This is a genomic window from Halarcobacter mediterraneus (assembly GCF_004116625.1).
Lineage (GTDB): Bacteria > Campylobacterota > Campylobacteria > Campylobacterales > Arcobacteraceae > Halarcobacter > Halarcobacter mediterraneus.
On sequence record NZ_NXIE01000004.1, the window covers coordinates 167,232 to 189,003 of the forward strand.

Sequence of the window (21,772 nt, forward strand, 5' to 3'; positions counted from 1 at the left end):
TACTCTAAAAAGTAATAATAGTTTGGCTAAGGGTATGAAATGAAAGTTGCAAATATAGGTTTTTTTAAAGGTATGAATAGAAAAATGTCAATAATTTCAATGTTATTGATTTTTATTGTAGTATTTTTAACAGGATATTTCCCTGAAAAAAGTTATATGTATCTAAAAAATTCAAAAGAGTTTTTAAACCCTTTTTTAGAATGGTATTATGTTATTCTTGTAGCTTTCTTGTTGTTTCTTATGATTTGGCTAGGTATGGGAAGATATAAGAATGTTAGGCTTGGTTCAGATGTTGAGCAGCCAGAATTTACTTTTTTTTCTTGGGTATCAATGCTTTTTGCTGCAGGAACAGGTGTTGGTATCTTATTTTGGTCTGTTGCCCAACCCATAATTCAATTTCAGGACAATCCTTTTACTGGAAGTGATATGAATGCACAATCGGCTATTTTAGGTATGTCTTTAAGTTATTTTCATTGGGGTTTAAATGGCTGGGCAATTTTTTCTTTTATTGCAATTACAATGGCATACTTTTCTTATAGACACGATTATCCTCTAACTATAAGGTCTGCTTTATATCCTATTTTAGGGAAAAGAACAGATTCTATTTTAGGCGACCTTGTAGATATTTTGGCTGTTTTTGGTACTATTTTTGGTATTGCCACAACTCTTGGTTTAGGCGTAGAGCAAATGGATGCAGGTTTAAACCATGTTTTAAATATTGATACTACATTAACTTTACAACTAAGTGTAATGGCTGTTATTATGTTTATAGCTACTGCTTCCGTAGCTTCAGGGGTTAGTAAAGGGGTTAAATTAATTTCTGAAGGAAACTTCTGGCTTAGTATTTTTGTTTTAGTTTTTCTTCTTGTTTATGGACCAACACAATATTTAATTGGAGTCACTGTTGAAGCAACAGGTTTTTATATTCAAAATATTATTAGGTTTACTTTTCATACGAATGTAACCCATGATAGTGATTGGCAAACTACTTGGACAGTTTTCTTTTGGGGATGGTGGATTGCATGGTCTCCTTTTGTTGGAATGTTTATTGCCAGAATATCAAGAGGGAGAACTTTTGGTGAGTTTGTTGCAGGAGTATTATTAACACCTACTTTAATTACAATAGTTTGGATAGGTTTATTTGGTGGTACAGCTTTATATGAAGAATTATTTATGGGAAAAGATATTACAACAGCTGTAAATACTGATGTTTCTGCATCTCTATTTATAATGTTAGATAATATGGAAATAGGTTTTATTTCTGAAATAATTTCATTTTTAATGATAGCCCTTATTGCAACTTATTTAATAACTTCAGCAAATGCTGGGACATTAGTAATTACTACAATTTTAGCTTCAGGGTCTATATCCCCTCCTACTATGCATAGAGTATTTTGGGGAATAATTCTGACTTTATTAACGGGTGTTTTAATTATAGCTGGTGGACTAGAAACACTTCAATCAGCAGTTATTACAGCAGCATTACCTTTTTCTTTTATTATGATAATTATGATTATAGGACTTTTAAAAAGTTTAAGTTTAGAAGATACTCCAGTAAGATCTGGTAATGAGCAAATTTCAGTTCGAGAACCTTGGATTTTAGATAAAAATGTAGGTGAGGAAGGAACTTTAATTGATGAATTAAATCCTGATATTAAAAAAATAGAAGAGCCTGAATATAAATAATTTTAAGGCTCTACTTTTTTTATGAGATTATTAGAAATATTTAAATCTTTTCCTACTTTTTGTTTATTAGATGTTCTTATTACTTTACTACAATCACTACATAAGACAACTAAGTTTTCTAAATTAAATCCTCCACCATCTTTTGTTTGTCTTGCTAAAAGTATTTGTGCATCTACAAGTTTTGTTTTTATTCCACATCTATTACATTTACCTTGATCTCTATTCCAAGCAGTTTCTTTTCTTCTTGCCCAATCATTAGGTCTTTTTTCTTCTGAAATTACTTTTGAATTTATATCATAAGAACTCCATAGTTTTTCTTTTGCTACGGGACTTTGAGTTGTTAATTCATATTCATAGTTTACAAATTGATTTATAAAATCTTCTAGTATCAAGGTTTCTTGAATATGTATATCTTTTTCATTTTTATATTTTGAAATTATTGAAAAATCAAAATTAATTTTTGGATGATTACTTTTTAAATAAATTTCAACATCTTTCAAAAAAGCTTTAATATTTCCTTTTCTATTTATTTTTTTATATATTTCTTTTCTGTAAATATATAAAGGAATTAAAGAAGCTATTAGTAAAAAACCAATTAATATAAATTTTAAGTCTAAAACCATATAGAATCTCCTTTTAAATGATTTCAGGGTTTACTTCATGTTTTTTTAATAACTCTTTTGCCTTATCAAATTTAGAGTAAGCTAAAAGAGCTAATTCATTTTTATGTAAAATAGGAATAATAACTTCTCTACCACAAAGTTTTGCTATTGTTTTTCTATTTGTTTCCAATAGTTTAAATACTTGTTTGTTATCTACTATTAATAAATCAGCAGCACTATCATAAGCTTCTAATAAAATTGATGAAGCTAATTTTAAAGAAAGTTCTGGATTCTTAATAAAAGTACTAAGGTTTAAATCAATATCTTTAGTTTTTATATCTATTTTTTTTGCTTTAAGGTTTTCTAATAGTTTTTGAGTTTGAGAATCTTTTTCTTCTCCATAATAATAAGCTAAATTAAAATCTTTAAAATTGTGTTTTATTTCTTCTTCTTCAACTTTATCAAAATCTATAGTTATCTTTTTATCAATACAAAACTCTTGAGCTTCTACTTCATATAATAGTCCTAATTCATTTTTTATTTGAATTATTTTTTCTTCTTTTGTATTATCAAAGTTATAAATTCTATTTTTTAAACTTGTGTGATACTCTATTGAATATTCTTCATTTTTTATAATATTTAAAATCTCTTCTTTATTGTCAGGATTTCTTTCTATTAGTTCATGGGCAAGATAAAAAATAGGGTCACCTAAATAGTTATGATAAAAGTTCATTGTATTTGAAGCATAAAAATATATCTTATTATTTAAATAATTTTTTTCATCTTCTTTATTTGTAAATTTCTTTAAAAGTTTAAATTTTTCTTTAAAGTCATTATCATCTATTAGTAAATCTTTATAGGCTCTTCTTATAGAAATTGGTTCTATGGTTAAATCCTTGCCAAATTTTTCAACTAATTGTAAAATAGTAATTGAAAGCTTTGTGAATAAACCATTTATGACTATACAAAAGTCTTTGTTATTTTCATAAGAAAAGTTCTGCTCATTATTTATTTGATTTAAAATATCTAAAAGAGTTTCCTGTTTTTCAATTTTTACAAAATGTTTCGTATAATAAGGTAAATAATCACTTTTACAATCAAATTTAAAAATATTAAGTTCTAATTTCATTTTTTAACCTTAGTTTATTCTTTATGTCGTGATACACTTGCACCTATTTTGCTTAGTTTCCCCTCCAAGTCTTCATATCCTCTATCAAGATGATAAATTCTATGAATAGAAGTTTCCCCTTTTGCAACTAAAGCACAAAGAACAAGTGCTGATGAAGCTCTTAAATCTGTAGCCATAACATCTGTTCCATTCAGTCCAGAAGCTTTTCCATTGATGGTTGCAATATTTCCATTTAAATGAATATCTGCACCAAGTCTTAGAAGCTCACTTACATGCATAAATCTATTTTCAAATAGTCTTTCATCTATTGTACTTGTACCATTTGCTTGGGTTGCAAGAGCCATAAATTGAGCTTGCATATCAGTTGGAAAACCTGGATATTCTGTTGTAACAATATTTACAGGTTTTATTTCATCAGTTGGCATTATAGTAACAGAAGTTTCATCTTGTAAAATTTCAAAATTCATTTCTTCTAATTTTGAAATAATAGCTTCAAGATGTAGAGGAATTACCTTATTAATCTTTAATTTACAATTTGTAATAGCAGCAGCACACATATAAGTTCCTGCTTCAATTCTATCTGCAATTACATCAATATCTTTAAATTCTAGAAGTTCTCTATTTGTTCCTTCTATAATTAATTTAGATGTTCCTATTCCTTCAATTTTTACTCCAGCATCCCTTATAACTTCACAAAGCTGTTGAACCTCAGGCTCTTTAGCTGCATTAATAATAGTAGTAGTACCTTTTGCTAAGGCTGCAGCCATAACTGTATTTTCTGTTCCTCCAACTGTTACTTTGTCAAATACAATCTTTGTTCCTACTAAGCCATCAGGTGCAGTTGCTTTAATATAACCATGATTTATTTCAATTTTTGCTCCCATTGCTTCAAGGGCTTTTAAGTGTAAATCAACAGGTCTTTGTCCTATTGCACAACCTCCTGGAAGAGAAACTTCACAATGTCCAAATCTCGCTAAAATGGGACCTAAAACTAAAATTGAGGCTCTCATAGTTTTTACTATATCATAAGTAGCTGTTGTATTATGTAGTTTTGAGGTATCTATTTTTATACAATCACTTGTTTTTTTAAAGGTACCACCTAATTTGTCAATTAATTTTAAAAGAGTATTTATATCAACTACATCAGGCATATTACATATATTTATTTCATTTTTTGCAAGTATTGTAGCTGCAATTATTGGTAAAGCAGAGTTTTTAGCTCCTGAAATTGTAACTTCACCTTCAAGTTTATTTTGACCAGTTATTTTTAAATATTCCATTATCTTCCTATAAAATTCATTAAATCTATAAATAGTTGATATTTTATCTAAAAGTTACTAAAATTCGCTTTTTTTATAGAGGATAAAATATGACAAATGATGTCTCATTAGGAATCAAATATATGCTGTTTGCTTCTTTCTTATTTGCTTGTATGGGAGCTTTTGCAAAAGAGCTTAGTGATTCAATGAGTTCCATAGAAGTAGTTTTCTTTCGAAATGTTTTTGGAGTGATTTTAATACTATTTTCAATATATAAATCTCCTTTGGTACAAAAGGGTGGAAAACCTTGGCTTTTAATTTTTAGAGGAATGGCAGGATTTATAGCTTTATTATTTTTCTTTTATAATATTGCAAATATTTCCCTTGGTGAAGCAATGACTTTTTCTAAAACTTCTACAATCTTTAGTGCAATTTTTGCTTTTCTTTTTGTCAAAGAAAAGTTATCTTTTAAAGGGTGGTTAGGAGTATTTATTGGGTTTATTGGAATTTTATTTATTACAGGTTTTGATGGAAGTTCATTAAGTAAAACAGATTGGCTAGGAATCCTTTGTGGAGTAGGTGCAGGTTTAGCTTATACATCTATTCGAGAATTAAGAAAATTTTATGATGGTAGAACTATAGTTTTATCTTTTATGTCTATAGGAACAATTGGACCTATGATCTTAATGCTTATTTCTGAGTTTTATACTAATGAAAAATATGATTTTATTTTTGCAACCTTTGTTATGCCAAAATCAAGTGATTGGTTTTATATAATTCTTTTAGGAATTGTAGCAACATTTGCACAAATTTATATGACAAAAGCTTATTCTGTTGCAAAAGCTGGAATAATTGGTACAATATCATATGCGAATATTGCTTTTAGTATTGCAATAGGAATAATTTTAGGAGATGCTTTCCCTGATATTTGGATTATCTTTGGTATACTATTGATTGTATTAAGTGGGGTTTTAGTTTCCTCTAAAAAGGATTAGATATGGATGTAATTGATCAAATATTTTTATATATAGAAGTTATTATTTTAGTAATTTTAATAATAATTTTAGCGTGGTATGTACATGATAAATATGTACAAAGAGATCATCAACTTTTAGTAAATTATCCAATAATTGGACGACTTAGATATTTATTAGAAGAAGCAAGAGAACCTTTTAGACAATATTTTGGTGACGAAAAATTTTATGAGTCAAAAGATAAATTAGATTGGGTTTATAAAGCTTCAAGTGATTTACCAAATTATGCTTCTTTTTCCCCTTCTCAACCTTTACCTAAACCAAAATTTATGTTAAGACATGCAACTATAGTTTTAAATGAAGATGAAGTTGACACAGATTTCAAAGTTACTTTTGGGGAAAGAAGAAAAAAGCCTTTTATTGCTAAATCAATTATTTCTAGGTCTGCCATGAGTGATGGTTCAATTTCTCCTGAAGGTACAAGAGCCTTTGTAAGAGGTTCTTTTATGGGAGACTTTCCTATTAACTCAGGTGAGGGTGGCTTAACTTCAAACTTTTTTGTAACTCATCAAAATTATGATAGAAAATATATGAAAGTTGTAGATGGTACAAGATTTCAGAAAAAAATGAAAGACCTTGTATTAAAGCTTTTCAATGGTGCAATGGCAGCAGATGCCTATAGAAAAATGGTTTTTAAAGATGACCCTGAATCAGAAACATATGTTTTTGATACAAGAACTCAGATTTTTCATAGACCAAACTGGGAAGCACCTTTAGAAAATTTTCCAGAAGATGTACCAGAAGATATGCCTGATATTATTTTACAAATTAGTTCAGGTCTTTATTCGGTTAGAACAAAAGATGGTAAATTTGACCCCGAACGATATCAAAAGGTAATGCGATTCTGTCGTATGACAGAAATAAAAATTGCACAAGGGGCAAAACAAACAGGTGGTAAATTAGTTGCCGAAAAAGTAAGTCCTGCCATTGCTTATTATAGAAATGTTGAAGCTCATAAGGATCTTTTTTCACCTAATAGATTTCCTTATGCAAATACCGTTGAAGAACTTTTTGATTTTATTGGACAAATGCAAGAATTATCAGATAAACCAGTAGGAATTAAAATTGTAATTTCAGATTATGAAAATATTGTACCTTTTGCAAAAGAAATTAAAAAAAGAGTAGAAGAAGGAAATGAAGCTTTCCCAGATTTTATTTCAATTGATGGTGGTAGTGGAGGAAGTGCTACAGCTCCTATAGAAATGATGGAAAGAATAGGATTAAATATAAGAGATTCTATATATTTAGTTAATAAAGTTTTAGAAGATTATTCTGTTCGTAATAAAGTTAAACTTGTAGCTAGTGGAAAACTTTTAACTCCTGATGATATTATTGTTATTATGTCTTTAGGGGCTGACTTTGTACAAATAGCTAGAGGTTTTATGATGAGTGCAGGTTGTATTAGAGCAAGGTATTGTTCTGGAACTACTGGACATGAATGTCCTGTAGGACTTGCAACACAAAATAAAGAAAAAAGAAAAAAATATTTTGTACATAAACAAGCTAAAAAAGTAAGAGACTATCATAAAAATCTTTTAAAAGGTGTAAGAAGTTTACTAGCTGTAATGGGACTAAAAAATATAAAAGAGTTAGATAAACATAAAATAATGTTTTTAGATAGAAACTCAAAAGTTCATGATAATATTGATAGTGTATTTGGACGAATACTAGATATAGGAAAAGATAAAGAGGATAAGTACCATGAATCTTGATAAAGTAATTTCAGGTTTTTTTATAATTTTAGCTATGACATTAAACTTTGGTTTTTTTTATGGAGATATGGACTCTTTAGTAAGTCATAGTAAATATGAATTAATGGCTGCAATTATAGTAAATCTAATTGCAACAACTTTAAAATTAGGAGATAAGACTCAAATGGGTTCTGTTCTTCTGGCAACTTCTTTAGTGGCTGATATTCAATTAATTGCTGCTGCTACTATTTGGACAGTAGCTCATTATGCATATACTGTAAACTTAGAAATTACAGGTATAGTGATTTCTCTTTCAGGTGGAGCATTATTAGCAAATCTTATTTCAGTAGCTCTTTATGTGGGTGATACCTTAAAATCAAAGAGATAGCTTTTATGAAGATAATAATTTAAGACAAAGAGAGTATTTTGAGAAGTAGTTCTTTATTTATTGTTTTACAAAGAATGAGAAAACCATTTTTGGTTTTAATTACTACATATACTATAGCTATAACAGGATTATTACTTATTGATGGCTTTGATGATGCAGGAAAACCTTATCAAATGACAATCTTTGATGCTTTTTATTTTGTTACTTATACTGCTACAACAATAGGTTTTGGAGAAACACCTTATGAGTTTACTTATGCTCAAAGAATTTGGGTAAGTATTTTAATTTATATTACTGTATTAGGTTGGTTTTATGCTATAGGAACTTTAGTATCCTTATTACAAGACAAAGTTTTTAATAGAGAACTTCAAAAAGCAAAATTTAAAAGACAAGTAAAAAGTATAAAACAAAAATTTATAATAATTCTTGGATATAACCAAATCACAAGTGAAATAATAAATCGTGCAATATCTCAAGGAATTAGAGCTGTAGTTATTGAAAAAGATGAGGCAAAAGCAAATGAAGCCATCTTAGAAAACTTCACGCCTACTGTTCCTGTATTAGTTGCAGATGCACACTCTGCTTGGGCAATTGAATTTGCAGGAATAAAAAGTAAATACTGCAAAGGCTTAGTTTCTATTTTTGATAATGATTCTTTAAATCTAAGAATTGCTTTAACTTCGAAACTTCTAAATCCTTATGTTAAGCTAGTTGTAAAATCAACTACACAAAACCATACAGATAATTTAAAAGATTTAGATGTGGAAATAATTGCAAATCCTTTTTCAATAATATCAAGTGAAATTTTGATGGCTTTAAGTGCCCCAAATATCTTAAAACTTGAAAAATGGGTTTATCAAATTGAACATTTAAATTCAAGTTTACCACTTTTCCCAAAAGGGAAATATATAATTTGTGGCTTTGGAAGAATGGGGCAACATATATATAAGAGATTTAAGTATCTTGAAATAGAAACACAATTTGTAGAAATAGATAAAGACAAAACAATTAATTTTATAGAGGATGAAGAGATTCAAATTGCATATGGAAATGCAGATGACAAAAAACTTTTACAAAATGTAGGAATAGATGAAGCAGTGGCAATAATAGCTGCAACAAATGATGATACAACAAACCTTTCTGTTTTGGCAACTGCTAAAAAGTTAAATCCAAAAATAATGACAATAGCAAGAGAAAATGAAATGGATGATTTTTCTATTTTTAAAAGTGCAAAAATAGACCATATTTTTATGCCTGCAAGAATTTTGATTAACAAAACAACAAATGCTTTGATAAATCCTTTGTCTGACAAGTTTATAAGACTTGCAACAAGTCAAGATGATATGTGGGCTTCAAAATTAGTAAAAGAATTGACTTTAAAAATAAATGAAAATCCTTTGTTAATAGAGTTGAAAATTGATAAAAAAGAAACACCAACAATTTATGACAATCTTTTTAAAGAAAATATTACTATTAAGCTTTTATCTAAATCTCTTTATAATAGAGAACTTCACAATAATATGATACCATTATTACTTCATAGAAATAATGAGTATATTTTATTGCCTTCATTAGATGAAAAATTACAAAAAAATGATTCTCTTTTATTAGCTTGTGATGAAAATGCAAAAAATGATATAGAATATATAATACAAAATATTTATGAATTTCATTATGCCTTAACAGGTGAAGAGAAAAAAACATTTATTTTAAGGAAAAACAAATGACAATATTAGCTGGACCATGTGTTTTAGAAGATAGAGATACAGTTTTTAAAATAGCAGAAAAATTAAAACCATTAAGTGAAGATAAAAGAGTAGATTTTTATTTTAAAGCTTCTTTTGATAAAGCAAATAGAACAAGTCTTAGCTCGTATAGAGGCCCAGGTTTAGAAGAGGGATTAAAACTATTTCAAGAAATAAAAGAACAGTTTGGATATAAACTTGTAAGTGATATTCATGAGTCATACCAAGCAAAACCTGCAAGTGAAGTTTTAGATATTTTACAAATTCCTGCATTTTTATGTAGACAAACAGATTTACTTGTAGAAGCTGCAAAAACTAACTGTAAAATTAATATTAAAAAAGGTCAGTTTTTAGCAGCAGATGCTATGAAACATCCAGTTGAAAAAGTACTTCAAACAAGAGGTATTGATGAGGTTTCTTATATTAATTCTTCTGAAAATGGTATTTGGCTTTGTGAAAGAGGAAATACTTTTGGATATGGTGCTTTAGTTGTAGATATGAGAAACTTAATTCTTATGAGAGAGTATGCTCCTGTTATCTTTGATGCAACTCACTCTGTTCAAATACCAAGTACTGGTGGAACAACAGGTGGTAACTCTGAGTATGTTCCTTATATGGCAAGAGCAGCAGCAAGTGTTGGGGTTGATGGTTTCTTCTTTGAAACACATACTGATCCAAAGTCAGCAAAAAGTGATGGTCCAAATATGCTACAAGTAGATAAGTTATATAAAACAATTGATGAGATATTTGCCATTAAAGAAGCGCTTCAAAGCCTTTAATATTTTTTTAGATATAATGGCTAAATATTAGAAAAATTTGGAGAAATTTTATGAAGATTATTGAAGGAAAAATGAGATTAAATGGTGACGAAAAAGTTGCTATTATCAATGGAAGATTTAATCATATTATTACAGATAGATTAGTTGAAGGTGCAAAGGATGCATTTATAAGACACGGTGGAAATGAAGAAAATTTAGATTTAATTTTAGTACCTGGCGCTTTTGAAATTCCATTTGCTCTAGAAAAAGCTTTAGAAACTGGAAAATACGATGCAGTTTGTTGTGTTGGTGCTGTAATTAGAGGAGCAACTCCACACTTTGATTATATCTCAGCAGAAGCAACTAAAGGTATTGCAACTGTTACTTTAAAATATGGTAAACCTGTATCAAATGGTGTTTTAACAACTGATACAATTGAACAAGCTATTGAAAGAGCTGGTTCAAAAGTTGGAAACAAAGGTGCAGAGGCAATGATTACAATTATTGAAATGTTAGATCTTTATTCAGAGATGGGGAAATAATTTGGCAACAAGAACACAAGCAAGAGAGTCAGTAATAGGTTTACTTTATGCTTATGACCTTGGAAATGAAGGTATTGTAACTTTTATTGATGAAATTTTAGAAGATAAAAAAATCAGAAACAAACAAAAAGATTTTGCACTAGATTTATTTAATGGTGTTGTTAAAAATATAGAGACTATTGATGAAGAAATAATTTCTCATTTAAAACAAGGTGGGCTAAAAGATATTGGAAGTGTTGAAAAATCTATTTTAAGACTTGCAATATATGAAATATTATATAAAGATCTAAGTAAAGCAATTGTAATTAATGAAGCAATTGAATTATCTAAAAAGTTAGCGTCAGATGGTGCTCCGAAGTTTATAAATGGACTTTTAGATAAAGTAAATAAGGCTTAATAAATGAGTGATATGAAGTTATGTATTTCTCTTGATTTACCAAGTGCTAAAGAAAATTTAAAATTAGTAGAACAAATAAAAGATTATGATGTTTGGTTAAAAGTAGGTTTTAGAAGTTTTATTCGAGATGGTAAATCTTTTTTAGAACAATTAAAAGCTATAAACCCTAATTTTAAGATTTTTTTAGACTTAAAGCTTTATGATATTCCAAATACTATGGCTGATGCAGCCCAAGAGATTGCATCTTTTGATGGTTTAGTTGATATGTTTAATCTTCATGCTAGTGCAGGGCAAAGAGCTATGACTGAAGTTATGAATAGAATTAAAGATATACCCAACAAACCCATAGTTATAGCTGTAACTGCACTTACTTCATTTGATAATAATGAATTTAAAGCAGTTTATAATGAAGATATTGAAACAAAAGCAACAAAACTAGCTATTGATACTTATAAATCAGGAGTAGATGGAGTGGTTTGTTCTGCTTTTGAAAGTTTAGATATTAAAAATAATACTTCAAAAGAGTTTATTACTTTATGTCCAGGAATTAGACCTTTTGGTGAAGATGCTGGAGATCAAAAAAGAATTGCTGATATATCTTTCTCAAAAGAAAATTTAGTAGATTTCATTGTGGTTGGAAGACCAATTTATAAGGCAGAAAACCCTAAAAAAGTGGTTGATAATATTTTAAAAAAAATTTAATAAAAATTAAGAGTATTTTAAGTACATAATTAGTAAAATTACACCCCAATTAAGGACAAGTGGGTGAGTTGGCTGAAACCACATCCCTGCTAAGGATGCGTACTGGCAACGGTACCGAGGGTTCGAATCCCTCCTTGTCCGCCACTTTTTTTTATCAATCAGTTTATTTTATAATCTATATCTTAATTCTAATAAAAAATTATTTTTATTCCTTATATATGCAACTAAGTTGCAATTAATTCACTTTTATATAAAATCTTTTTAAATTAATAAATATAAATAGGAGTTTATATGAAAAAAATCTTAATAGCAACACTTGTTTTTACTTCATTTGTTTTTGCAAATGTAAAAGCAGTTGTTAGTATTGTGCCTCAAAAACCTTTTCTTGAAGCAATTGGTGGAGATAAAGTAGATGTAACAGTTATGGTAAAACCAGGAAATTCTCCTCATACATATGAGCCAAAACCTTCTCAAATGAGAGAGTTAAGCGAAGCTGATATTTATTTTTCAATGGGTGTTGAATTTGAGCACTCTTGGCTACCTAAATTTGCTAATCAAAATAAAAAGATGAAAATTGCAAATATGTCAAAAGGTATAAAAAGAATAGAAATGGTTGAACATCATCATGGAAAACATGAAGAGCATGAACATGAAGAACATCATGATCATGCACATGAAGGACATGAACACGAACATGAAGGACATGACCATGTTCATGATAGTTTAGATTCTCATGTTTGGACAAGTCCTGAAAATGTAAAAGTTTTTGCAGATAATATTTTAAAATATCTTACAAGAGTGGATAGAGAAAATAAAGAATATTATGAAAAAAACTATAACACTTTTTTATCTTTTTTAGATGAAACTGATAAAGAAATAAAAACTATTTTTAAAGATTTACCAAAAGATGCAAAGTTTATGGTGTTTCACCCTTCTTGGGGATATTTTGCAAAACAATATTCTTTAATTCAAGTTCCTATTGAGGTTGAAGGAAAATCTCCAAAACCAAAAGAAATTCAAGAGTTAATAGAACATGCAAAAAAAGAAAATATTAAAGCAATATTTGTTAGTCCAGAATTTTCAGATAAAGTTGCAAAACAAATTGCAAAAGAATTAGGTATTCAAGTAATTAGTGTAAGCCCTTTAAGTGAAAAGTGGGCTGATACTTTAATTAGATTTGCAAAAGCTATAGCAAATCAGCAATAAAATTTAAAGAGGCTATTATAATAAGTATATTAGTCTCTTTAAAAAAATAATTTCATTAAATTATAAAAAATTAAACAAATTTTAAACTTTCTTAGATATAATTTCATTCGCTTTTAAATATAAAAGAGGGTTCTTAGCTCAGTTGGTCAGAGCACTCGGCTCATAACCGAGTGGTCCGGAGTTCGAATCTCCGAGAACCCACCATTTTAATTAAAGTAAGCGGGAGTAGCTCAGTTGGCTAGAGCCTCTGCCTTCCAAGCAGATTGTCGCGAGTTCGAGTCTCGTCTCCCGCTCCACTTTTATTTTATTCTAAAGAATTATTTGATATAATTCTCAAATGCGGGAATAGCTCAGTTGGCTAGAGCCTCTGCCTTCCAAGCAGATTGTCGCGAGTTCGAGTCTCGTTTCCCGCTCCACTTTACTTAATTTTAACTATCAATTAATATAAACTTTACTACAATATCCATAAAATTTTATAAGTGACTTAGTTAATGAGGGAATCTATCAAAGAAAATTATGAAGAGATTTTAAAAGCTTCTTTTTCACTATCTAGCCAAGCAATTTATCTTTTAAATATGAATGGAAATATTTTATATGCTAATGAAAATGCCTTAGATACACTAGGCTATACTTTAGCTGAAATAAAAGAATTATATGTTTGGGATATTGATGTTGCTGTTGACAACAAAAAAAAATATTTAAATGAATTGAATATTTTTGCTAAAAAAGCTTTTGATGGAAAAGAAAATGTATTAGAAAGTAGACATAGAAAGAAAAATGGAGAAGTTTTTCCTGTAGAGATTGTTTCTAAGTTTTTTAAAGTAAATGAAGATGAATACTTAATCTCATATGCAAGAGATATTACTAGAAGAATTAGAAGAACAGAAGAAATAAATTTTTATTTTGATTTAATAGATTCATCAAAAGATATGATTTTTGTAATGGATCATGAATCTACTAAAATAGAATTTGCAAATGAAACAGCTTGTAATATATTAGGGTATTCTTTAGTTGAATTAAAAGATAAAAAGATATCTGAAATAAGAAAAACTATGGAAAACTTAGATGATACACAATTACCTGAAATATTTAAAAAAATAGAAGAAGAAAGTAATTTAACTACATTTGGCATCTATATTACAAAAAAAAATAAAGAAATACCTGTTGAAAGTTCTTTACAACTTAAAGAATACAAAGGCAAAAAATTTATTACTGCTATTTCAAGAGATATTTCTGATAGATTAGAAATAGAAATAAAAAAAGAAGAATTAAATAAAAAATTAAAAAATTATAATAAGACTCTAGAAAAAGAAATAAGTAAAGTAAAAAAAGATTTATTAGAGTATGAAACTATAATGAAAAGGCAGTCTAAAATGGCTGCAATGGGTGAAATGCTTGAAAATATTGCTCATCAATGGAGACAACCTTTATCGGCAGTTTCTGTTTTATCAACAGGTATGATTTTACAAAATGAGCAAAATATTTTAAATAAAGATCTTTTAGATGCAGGATTAAATGATATAAATGAGCAGGTTCAATATTTATCTAAAACAATTGACGATTTTAGAAATTTCTTTAAACCTAATAAACAAAAAAATAGATTTAAATTATCTGATATAATAAAAACGTCAATAAAACTTTCAAAAGCTAGATATTCAAAAAAACATATTGAATTTATTGTTAATATAGAAGATGAAGAACTTTTTACATATGAAAATGAACTATTACAAGTATTATTAAATTTAATTACAAATGCAAAAGATGAATTAATAAAAAAAGAGTATAAAAAGTATATTTTTATAGAAACTAAAATAGATGAAAATTATCTATATATAAGAATTAAAGATAATGCAGGTGGTATTGATAATATGATAATTGATAGAATATTTGAACCTTATTTTACTACAAAACATAATTCTCAAGGTACTGGAATAGGTTTATATATGTCTTCAAATATTGTAAGACATATGAATGGTAAAATAAATGTTAGAAATACAAATGTAGAGCATAATAGTGGCGTTTATTTAGGTGCTTGCTTTGAAATTAGACTTCCTTTAGCTCAAAATAAGTAGGAAAAAATAATGAGTGATAGATTACATGAAATTTTAGGTGAAATAGGAATAATTCATAAAGAGTTATTATTAAATGACAAAATCAGTGATATTGATTATGTTTTAGAGTATTTAGAAAAATATGATGAAGATTTAAAAGAACACTATTTGATGCTTTTATTACAGTATTATTTCCAACAAAATGAAATAGAAAATTTTAAAAGTTTACTTCTTTTAGGATATAAATTTGATTTACGAATGGATGATATAAAACAAGCTTTTTTAAATATTAAAAATAATGAAGAGAATGTAATTGATTTTTTAGAGGAAAACGTTGTATTTTTTAAAGATTCAAATATGGAAGAACCTTTACAGGCAATGTATGAATATTATATAAAAAATCCTTCTTTACAAGCTAGTTTAGAAGAAACTATAGAATTAATAAAAAGAAATAGGTATGTTTGTGTTTATGCATATAAAAATAGAAGTTATGATTTTGCAAAGTTCTTTTTAAATGAGGACCTTCTTGAATCAATAAAGCGTGATTTACCTTATCTTTTAAAATAGGAATAAAAAATAAAAAAGTTTAAAAAAATTCACGTAGAAATCACAAATGTTTGTAACTTAAAATGCAGTTTTTGTCCTCCTAAATTATTACCAAATGAGACAATGAATCTTGAAAAATTTGACTTTTTAAATGCTCAATTAAAAGATGTTACTAAAGAATTAGCTTATCATGTTGTTGGAGATCCTTTAGTCTTAAAAAATTTAAATGAGTACTTAAATATTAGTTATAAACATGGCTTAAAAGTAAATATTGTAACTACAGCAAATAATTTAACTCAAAAACATTTTTCAACTTTAATGAATAATGCTATTAGACAGATAAATTTTTCAATTAATTCTTATAATGCTAATTCCCATAAAAAAACTTTAGAAGAGTACTTAAATCCAATAATAGAGTTTACAAAATATGCAATAGAAAAGAAACAACATTTTTTTATAAATTTTAGGATTTGGAATTTAGATGATGATAAAAGTGCAAAGGAGTTCAATAAAAAAGTTTTTGAAATTTTAGAAAAAAACTTTTTTACTTCTTTAGATATTGAACAAATATATAAAGAAAAACCTAAAAATATTAAATTAGCAAGAATGGTTTTTATAAATTTTGATGAATATTTTAACTGGCCAAGTTTATCAAATGATTTTGTTTCTGATAAAGGTTTCTGTTATGGTCTAGATTCTCATTTTGCAATTTTAAGTTCTGGTAAAGTTGCTCCTTGTTGTTTGGATAAAGATGCTGTTGTAAATTTAGGTGATATAAATAAAAATAGTATAAGTGAAATTTTATCTTCAAAAAGAGTTTTAGATATTCAAAAAGGATTTAGAAAGAAAGAGCTTGTGGAAGAACTTTGCCAAAAGTGTGAATATCGAACAAGGTTTGACAAGTAAAGATAAGATATAATTTCAAAAAATATGAAGGCTTTGAATGTTAGAAGGACAGATGATAGCTTTAAGTGTTAGGGATTTTTTTACAAAGTCAATGCTTAAAATTGCTTTCTTACCACTTATTATTACAATGATTATAATGCTTATACTTTTTTATGGTGCAGCTGATTATGGTTTTGACTCTTTACAAGTTTATATTGAAAACTCTCAAAATGCTCAAAATCAAGAGGTTTTTGTTGATCCAAATGCACCTTTTTATTATATCTGGGCTACTACAGTAATTGCTTTTTTATTCCAATATTCTGTAACAGCTTGGTTAGTAGGCTTTTTATTTTATACAATTGGAACTTTATTTGTAATGATGTTTTCAGTTTTTCTTACAATTATTATTATAGGTTTTTTGACACCTTTTATTTTAGATATTATTCAAAAAAGGCATTATCCTGAAATAAAAACAAATGGTTTTGGAAATATTTTAAGTCCTCTATGGGTTTTATTTAGAAGTGGTCTTATTATGGTTTTAATGTTTTTAGTTTTTATTCCTCTTTATTTTATTCCTTTAGTTAATATTATTGCTTTTAATATCCCTTTTTACTATTTTTTTCATAAACTTTTAAATTATGATATTGCTTCAACGATTTTAACAAAAAATGAATATTCTGCAATACATACAAAGAAAGCTAGTAGTTTTAGAGTAAGAAGTCTATTTTTATATCTTTTATCTATGATTCCTTTTATAACTTTATTTACTGCTGTTTTTTATATTATATATCTAGGACATGGATATTTTCAAGAATTAAGAAAAATAAGAGAAAATGAAAATAGTATTATAAATTCAATGCAGAGAAAGCAGATTGAAGATTAGTTTATAAAACTAATCTATATCCTGTGCCTTGTACATTTTTAAGAGCATCTATTGGAAGTTTTTTTCTAAAGTTTTTTATAAATAATCTCATAGCATTTGGAGTCATAATATCTTCATTCCAAATTATATTTTCCATCTCTTCATAGCTTATTATTCTATTTTTTTGTATTAAAAGTTTTAAAAATAGGTTTTCTTTTTTTGTTAATCTAAACTCTTCATCGGGAGATTGAATTAGAGATTTACTTTCATCAAAAAGCCAATTTTCTTGTAAAATATATATTCTTGTATTATCAAAACTTTTAACAAAAGCTTCTAATGCTTCAGTTAATTTTGCTTCAGTTAAAGGTTTTACAATATATTTTATTAAATGAAGTTCTGTAGCTTCAAGCATATATTCTAAGTCTGTATGTGCAGAAGTTATAATAACTCTTACTTTACTATCATTTTTTCTAATTTTCTTTATAAGGTCTATTCCTGACTCATTTGGCATTTTTATATCAGTTATAATTAAATCTGGACGATTCTTTTCATAAAGACTAAATCCTTCTTTTGCATTTTTTGCAATATATGTTTCTTTGAATAAGTCTTTTAAAATCTCTGTTATATTAGTTCTTATGCCTTCTTCATCTTCAATATATAAAATAGTAAAATTTTTTAAATTTGAAATTAATGATTTATCCATATGAAAAATCCTATTATAAAAAGTATGTTATCATATCAAAAATATCATTAGGGTTTAGAACTTGAAACTAATTACAGAGCAAAATATCTCAAAAATCACTATTTATGTCTTTATCATAATTATGTCAACTATGATTCTTATGATTTCATATTTTTATGTAAAAAAAACTTATGAAGACTTTGATAAACAAATGGATAGATATGTTCAAGAGTATTATAAAACACAAAAAATGTCTTTAAAAAAAGAGATTGATACAATAATTGATATTATCAAATATAATGCTACAAAAAATGATGAAAGTGAAGAAGAATTAAAAAAAGATACAGTTCGACTTTTAAATAATATATCCTTTGATTCTAATAAAAGTAATTATATCTTTGTATATGATATTTTAGATATAAATGGTGGTGATAATTTTGCAGTAATGTTAGTAAATCCTAATAGACCAGACTTAAGAGGAAATCTTTTATCAACAAATTATAAAGATGCTAATGGAAAAAAATTCCGTGAAGAGTTTATGAAAAATATTAGAAAAAAAGGAGATTCTTACAGTCAATATGCTTATAAAAAAGTTGGAACAAATGAAGTTAATCAGAAATTATCATATTTTAAATATTATCCAAGATGGAAATGGGTCATTGCTGTAGGTGTTTATACCGATGATATAGAAAATGAAATTGCTAAAAATAAAGAAGAACTTCAAAAAACTATTAAAAATCAAGTAGTTCAAAATATTTTACTTTTTTTAATGTTTTTATCAATAGCAATTGTAATATCAATTTTAGTTTCTCAAAAAATTGACGATGTTTTAAAGTCTTATCAAAAAAGAGTAAAGGCAAAAACTGATGAATTGAATGAATTAAATGAAACTTTAGAAAGAAGAGTTCAAAATGAGATTGAGAAAAATAGAGAACAAGAACAACTTTTAGTTCAAAAATCAAAATTTATTGCTCTTGGGGAAATGATTTCGAATATTGCTCACCAATGGAGACAACCCCTTTCAGAACTTTCATCTATTCTTATGAATATAAAATTTAAATATTATACTCAAAAATTAGATGATGAATTAATGGATAAAAAAACAAAAGAAGCAGAAGTTGTATTAGAATATATGTCTCATACAATTGATGATTTTAGAAATTTCTTTTTACCTAAAAAAGAAAAAGAAAAGTTTTCTTTAAGAGAAGCAGTTGATTCAACTATTACAATAGTTTCAAGTGCCTTGGCAAATAATAATATTAAAATAGAAATAGATATAGCAAAAAATATAACTTTGAATACATATGCAAATGAGTTCCAACAGGTTTTACTAAATATTATTACAAATGCAAAAGATGTTTTAATTCAAAAAAAAGTTGAAAATCCTTGGATAAAAATTTATACGAGAAAAATAAATGATATTACAATTTTATATATTGAAGATAATGGTGGAGGAATTAAAGTTGAGCCAAAAAGTAAAATATTTGAACCATATTTCACCACAAAAAAAGATAGTGATGGTACAGGAATAGGGCTTTATATGTCAAAAACTATTGTTGAAAAAAATATAAATGGTAAACTATTAGTAAAAGATGGTTCTTTGGGTGCAAGATTTGAAATTATTTTACCAAATTAAAAAGAAGAAATCATGAGTTATTTTAAAAAGTTTAATAAATGGTTTGATGAAAATTCAAATAAAATATTATGGATTGTTTTAGCTTTACAAGCTTTAATTGTAGCAATAGTAAGTTATCCAAAGTAAAGCTATTCGAATGTATCTTTTAACTCTTCTCTAATTTTTAAGAATTCATCTAAATGTTCAAAGAAAATATCTACTAATTTAGGGTCAAAATGCTTTCCTTTTTCTTCTTTAAAAAGTTTAAATATTCTTTCATCTTCCCAAGCTTTTTTATAACATCTATCGCTTCCTAAGGCATCAAAAACATCAGCAAGAGCTGTGATTCTTCCATAAATATGAATTTCCTCTGCTTTTAGTTTTCTTGGATAACCTGTTCCATCCCACTTTTCATGATGTTCATATGCCACAATGGAAGCACACTTTAAAAGTGATCTATTTGAATGTTTAAGCATATCATAACCCAATTGAGCATGGGTATCCATTATTTTTCTTTCTTCCTCATTAAATTTTCCTGGTTTATTTAAAACTGAGTCAGGAATAGCTACTTTTCCAATATCATGCATAGGACTTGCTTGTTTTAACATTTCAGCTTCTTTTTCAGGTAAACCATAATATAAAGCTAAAATTTTTGAATACTCTGCAACTCTTTTTACATGGTTACCTGTTTCTTTACTTCTACTTTCTCCTATTGCTCCCATAGTAAAAACAACTTCTTTTTGTGTTTCTTCTATCTCTTTACTTAATTCTTCAACCTCTTTAAGCTTTTTTTGTAGTTCGTCGTATTCATGTCTTTGTCTTTTATCACTTCTAAGCATAATTTTATCATGACGCTTAATATCTTTTATTAGTTTATTTGTTGTAGTAGTAAAGTTTTTTTGTAGTTCTTCTAATTCTGAAATTAGTTTATTTTCCATTATTTTTCAACTAGATTAAACTCCAGTCCCTCAAAGTCTTCTTTAAAATCTTCTCCTGCTTCTAAAGCACTCTCATTTTCTTTATCATAAATCCAATTAATTTCTATACTTTTACCCTTATTATGTGCTTCTTCAATTAAATCAAAGAAATCAAAAAAAAGTTTAGAAGAACTAGAATTAAAATATATGATTTCCAAATTTATAATTGTTCTTTCATCTTGGATTTCTTGAAAATATTTTTCAATCCATTCTATCATTGGTTTATAAAATTCAAATGTATTCTCAGGGTAGGATTTACCCATTAATTCAAAAACTTTACTTTCTGCATCAAATTTAATATACGGGGTATATTTGGTTTCTTCAATTATTAAACTTTCCATTAAATTGAATTCTCCTTGTTTGTATTAATTTCTGCTATAAAATGGAAATAGAATTTATCATTATTTATATTTTTAAATTCAAAATCTATTTTATCACTTTTTTTGGCAATTTCATAAAAACCAATTCCTCCACCTTTTTCATGGGTGAGTTTTCCACTTCTTCTAAGTTCTTTATATTCTTCTTTAATTTTTTCATTGGATAAGGTATTTATGTGATTTAATTTATTTTCTAATTTATTTTTATCGTCAATACTTACTATATTTTGGCTATGAATATAGTATTTTCCTTTTTCATCTTTTGTAACAATTATTAAACCTTCTGAATTAGGTTCTTTATTATTAAGGGTTTTGTTTTTTGAATAATTCATCATATTTTGAGCAAGTTCTATAAATATAGTGAAAATATTATTAGCTAAGCCCATATTTAAGTCACACTTTTGAGCTTCCTTTTCTAAAGCTTCAGTCATTGAGCTTATTAGTGATTGAGATAGGAATCCACCATAAGTTAAGAATATTATTCCATCTTCTTTTACAAGGTTTTGTATTAAGCCTATATTCATCTTTTGCCTTAGTATTTTATTACATAATAATTACTAAATAAAGCTTTAAATCATCTTTTGTATTATAATTGTGATATAATATTTCTTATATTTTATTACTTTTTAGTTAGGATG

The 21,772-nt window shown here is 27.0% G+C and carries 22 protein-coding genes and 4 tRNA genes; 19 read left to right on the forward strand and 7 right to left on the reverse strand.

Going from position 1 to position 21,772, the window contains the following annotated elements:
- Positions 1–39: 39 nt before the first annotated feature.
- Positions 40–1,686, forward strand: coding sequence for a BCCT family transporter (locus CP965_RS10625; RefSeq protein WP_129062090.1), 1,647 nt, complete (start codon positions 40–42; stop codon positions 1,684–1,686).
- 2 nt (positions 1,687–1,688) lie between these two features.
- Here CP965_RS10625 and CP965_RS10630 read toward each other — a convergent pair whose 3' ends face one another.
- Genes CP965_RS10630 through murA form a run of 3 tightly spaced genes read right to left on the reverse strand, consistent with a single transcriptional unit; the run spans position 1,689 to position 4,697 of the window.
- The gene (locus tag CP965_RS10630) at positions 1,689–2,309 is read right to left on the reverse strand and encodes an HNH endonuclease (protein WP_129062091.1); all 621 of its coding nucleotides are present in this window, start codon (positions 2,307–2,309) and stop codon (positions 1,689–1,691) included.
- A 13-nt stretch (positions 2,310–2,322) separates the two neighbouring features.
- Positions 2,323–3,417, reverse strand: a complete 1,095-nt coding sequence (locus CP965_RS10635; protein ID WP_129062092.1) for an HdrB C-terminal domain-containing protein — start codon at positions 3,415–3,417, stop codon at positions 2,323–2,325.
- 14 nt (positions 3,418–3,431) lie between these two features.
- On the reverse strand, positions 3,432–4,697 hold the full coding sequence (gene murA / locus CP965_RS10640; RefSeq protein ID WP_129062093.1) for a UDP-N-acetylglucosamine 1-carboxyvinyltransferase: 1,266 nt from the start codon (positions 4,695–4,697) through the stop codon (positions 3,432–3,434).
- A gap of 89 nt (positions 4,698–4,786) precedes the next feature.
- On the opposite strand from murA, the gene CP965_RS10645 reads away from it, so the two are divergent.
- The 17 genes from CP965_RS10645 to CP965_RS10725 all read left to right on the forward strand — a co-directional run bounded on the left by CP965_RS10645 (position 4,787) and on the right by CP965_RS10725 (position 17,504).
- Complete coding sequence (locus tag CP965_RS10645; RefSeq protein ID WP_129062094.1) at positions 4,787–5,671, forward strand: DMT family transporter; 885 nt, start codon at positions 4,787–4,789, stop codon at positions 5,669–5,671.
- A 2-nt stretch (positions 5,672–5,673) separates the two neighbouring features.
- Positions 5,674–7,422 (forward strand): FMN-binding glutamate synthase family protein, encoded by a 1,749-nt coding sequence (locus CP965_RS10650; RefSeq protein ID WP_129062095.1) that lies wholly within the window; start codon positions 5,674–5,676, stop codon positions 7,420–7,422.
- Positions 7,412–7,789 (forward strand): DUF6394 family protein, encoded by a 378-nt coding sequence (locus CP965_RS10655; RefSeq protein WP_129062096.1) that lies wholly within the window; start codon positions 7,412–7,414, stop codon positions 7,787–7,789. Before CP965_RS10650 ends, CP965_RS10655 begins: the two co-directional genes overlap by 11 nt.
- Positions 7,790–7,827: 38 nt before the next feature.
- Positions 7,828–9,516: a potassium channel family protein gene (locus CP965_RS10660; protein WP_129062097.1), complete on the forward strand. Its 1,689-nt coding sequence runs from the start codon at positions 7,828–7,830 to the stop codon at positions 9,514–9,516.
- Entirely contained in the window at positions 9,513–10,313 is an 801-nt protein-coding gene (kdsA, locus tag CP965_RS10665; protein WP_129062098.1) for a 3-deoxy-8-phosphooctulonate synthase, read from the forward strand. The genes CP965_RS10660 and kdsA overlap by 4 nt, the downstream gene beginning before the upstream one ends.
- Before the next feature lie 50 nt (positions 10,314–10,363).
- Positions 10,364–10,834 carry a 6,7-dimethyl-8-ribityllumazine synthase gene (gene ribH / locus CP965_RS10670; protein WP_129062099.1) on the forward strand — a complete coding sequence of 157 codons (471 nt, stop codon included), beginning with the start codon at positions 10,364–10,366 and terminating at the stop codon, positions 10,832–10,834.
- Position 10,835: 1 nt separating this feature from the next.
- A complete protein-coding gene (gene nusB, locus CP965_RS10675) occupies positions 10,836–11,231 on the forward strand; it encodes a transcription antitermination factor NusB (protein WP_129062100.1) in 396 nt (131 codons plus the stop codon).
- A gap of 12 nt (positions 11,232–11,243) precedes the next feature.
- Complete coding sequence (pyrF, locus tag CP965_RS10680) at positions 11,244–11,933, forward strand: orotidine-5'-phosphate decarboxylase (RefSeq protein ID WP_129062202.1); 690 nt, start codon at positions 11,244–11,246, stop codon at positions 11,931–11,933.
- A gap of 53 nt (positions 11,934–11,986) precedes the next feature.
- A tRNA-Ser gene (locus CP965_RS10685) sits at positions 11,987–12,077 on the forward strand.
- A gap of 147 nt (positions 12,078–12,224) precedes the next feature.
- Positions 12,225–13,139, forward strand: a complete 915-nt coding sequence (locus CP965_RS10690; RefSeq protein WP_129062101.1) for a metal ABC transporter solute-binding protein, Zn/Mn family — start codon at positions 12,225–12,227, stop codon at positions 13,137–13,139.
- 127 nt (positions 13,140–13,266) lie between these two features.
- Positions 13,267–13,343 (forward strand) — tRNA-Met (locus tag CP965_RS10695).
- Between the two features lie 15 nt (positions 13,344–13,358).
- Positions 13,359–13,435: transfer RNA gene (locus CP965_RS10700), tRNA-Gly, on the forward strand.
- A 43-nt stretch (positions 13,436–13,478) separates the two neighbouring features.
- A tRNA-Gly gene (locus CP965_RS10705) sits at positions 13,479–13,555 on the forward strand.
- A gap of 75 nt (positions 13,556–13,630) precedes the next feature.
- Entirely contained in the window at positions 13,631–15,211 is a 1,581-nt protein-coding gene (locus CP965_RS10710; RefSeq protein WP_129062102.1) for a PAS domain-containing sensor histidine kinase, read from the forward strand.
- Positions 15,212–15,220: 9 nt separating this feature from the next.
- Positions 15,221–15,757 (forward strand): hypothetical protein, encoded by a 537-nt coding sequence (locus CP965_RS10715; protein WP_129062103.1) that lies wholly within the window; start codon positions 15,221–15,223, stop codon positions 15,755–15,757.
- A gap of 39 nt (positions 15,758–15,796) precedes the next feature.
- Entirely contained in the window at positions 15,797–16,642 is an 846-nt protein-coding gene (locus CP965_RS10720; protein ID WP_228712717.1) for a radical SAM/SPASM domain-containing protein, read from the forward strand.
- Positions 16,643–16,679: 37 nt separating this feature from the next.
- Positions 16,680–17,504 (forward strand): EI24 domain-containing protein, encoded by an 825-nt coding sequence (locus CP965_RS10725; RefSeq protein WP_129062105.1) that lies wholly within the window; start codon positions 16,680–16,682, stop codon positions 17,502–17,504.
- Position 17,505: 1 nt separating this feature from the next.
- On the opposite strand, the gene CP965_RS10730 is transcribed toward CP965_RS10725, so the two are convergent.
- The gene (locus tag CP965_RS10730; protein ID WP_129062106.1) at positions 17,506–18,186 is read right to left on the reverse strand and encodes a response regulator transcription factor; all 681 of its coding nucleotides are present in this window, start codon (positions 18,184–18,186) and stop codon (positions 17,506–17,508) included.
- Between the two features lie 61 nt (positions 18,187–18,247).
- On the opposite strand from CP965_RS10730, the gene CP965_RS10735 reads away from it, so the two are divergent.
- Positions 18,248–19,801 (forward strand): sensor histidine kinase, encoded by a 1,554-nt coding sequence (locus CP965_RS10735; protein WP_129062107.1) that lies wholly within the window; start codon positions 18,248–18,250, stop codon positions 19,799–19,801.
- 128 nt (positions 19,802–19,929) lie between these two features.
- Here CP965_RS10735 and CP965_RS10740 read toward each other — a convergent pair whose 3' ends face one another.
- From CP965_RS10740 to CP965_RS10750, 3 genes are read right to left on the reverse strand one after another with little or no spacing between them, the layout of a single operon-like run.
- Positions 19,930–20,718, reverse strand: a complete 789-nt coding sequence (locus tag CP965_RS10740) for an HD-GYP domain-containing protein (RefSeq protein ID WP_206732292.1) — start codon at positions 20,716–20,718, stop codon at positions 19,930–19,932.
- A complete protein-coding gene (locus tag CP965_RS10745) occupies positions 20,718–21,098 on the reverse strand; it encodes a DUF1987 domain-containing protein (protein ID WP_129062108.1) in 381 nt (126 codons plus the stop codon). The genes CP965_RS10740 and CP965_RS10745 overlap by 1 nt, the downstream gene beginning before the upstream one ends.
- Positions 21,098–21,658 carry a SiaB family protein kinase gene (locus tag CP965_RS10750; protein ID WP_206732293.1) on the reverse strand — a complete coding sequence of 187 codons (561 nt, stop codon included), beginning with the start codon at positions 21,656–21,658 and terminating at the stop codon, positions 21,098–21,100. Before CP965_RS10750 ends, CP965_RS10745 begins: the two co-directional genes overlap by 1 nt.
- Positions 21,659–21,772: the final 114 nt, after the last annotated feature.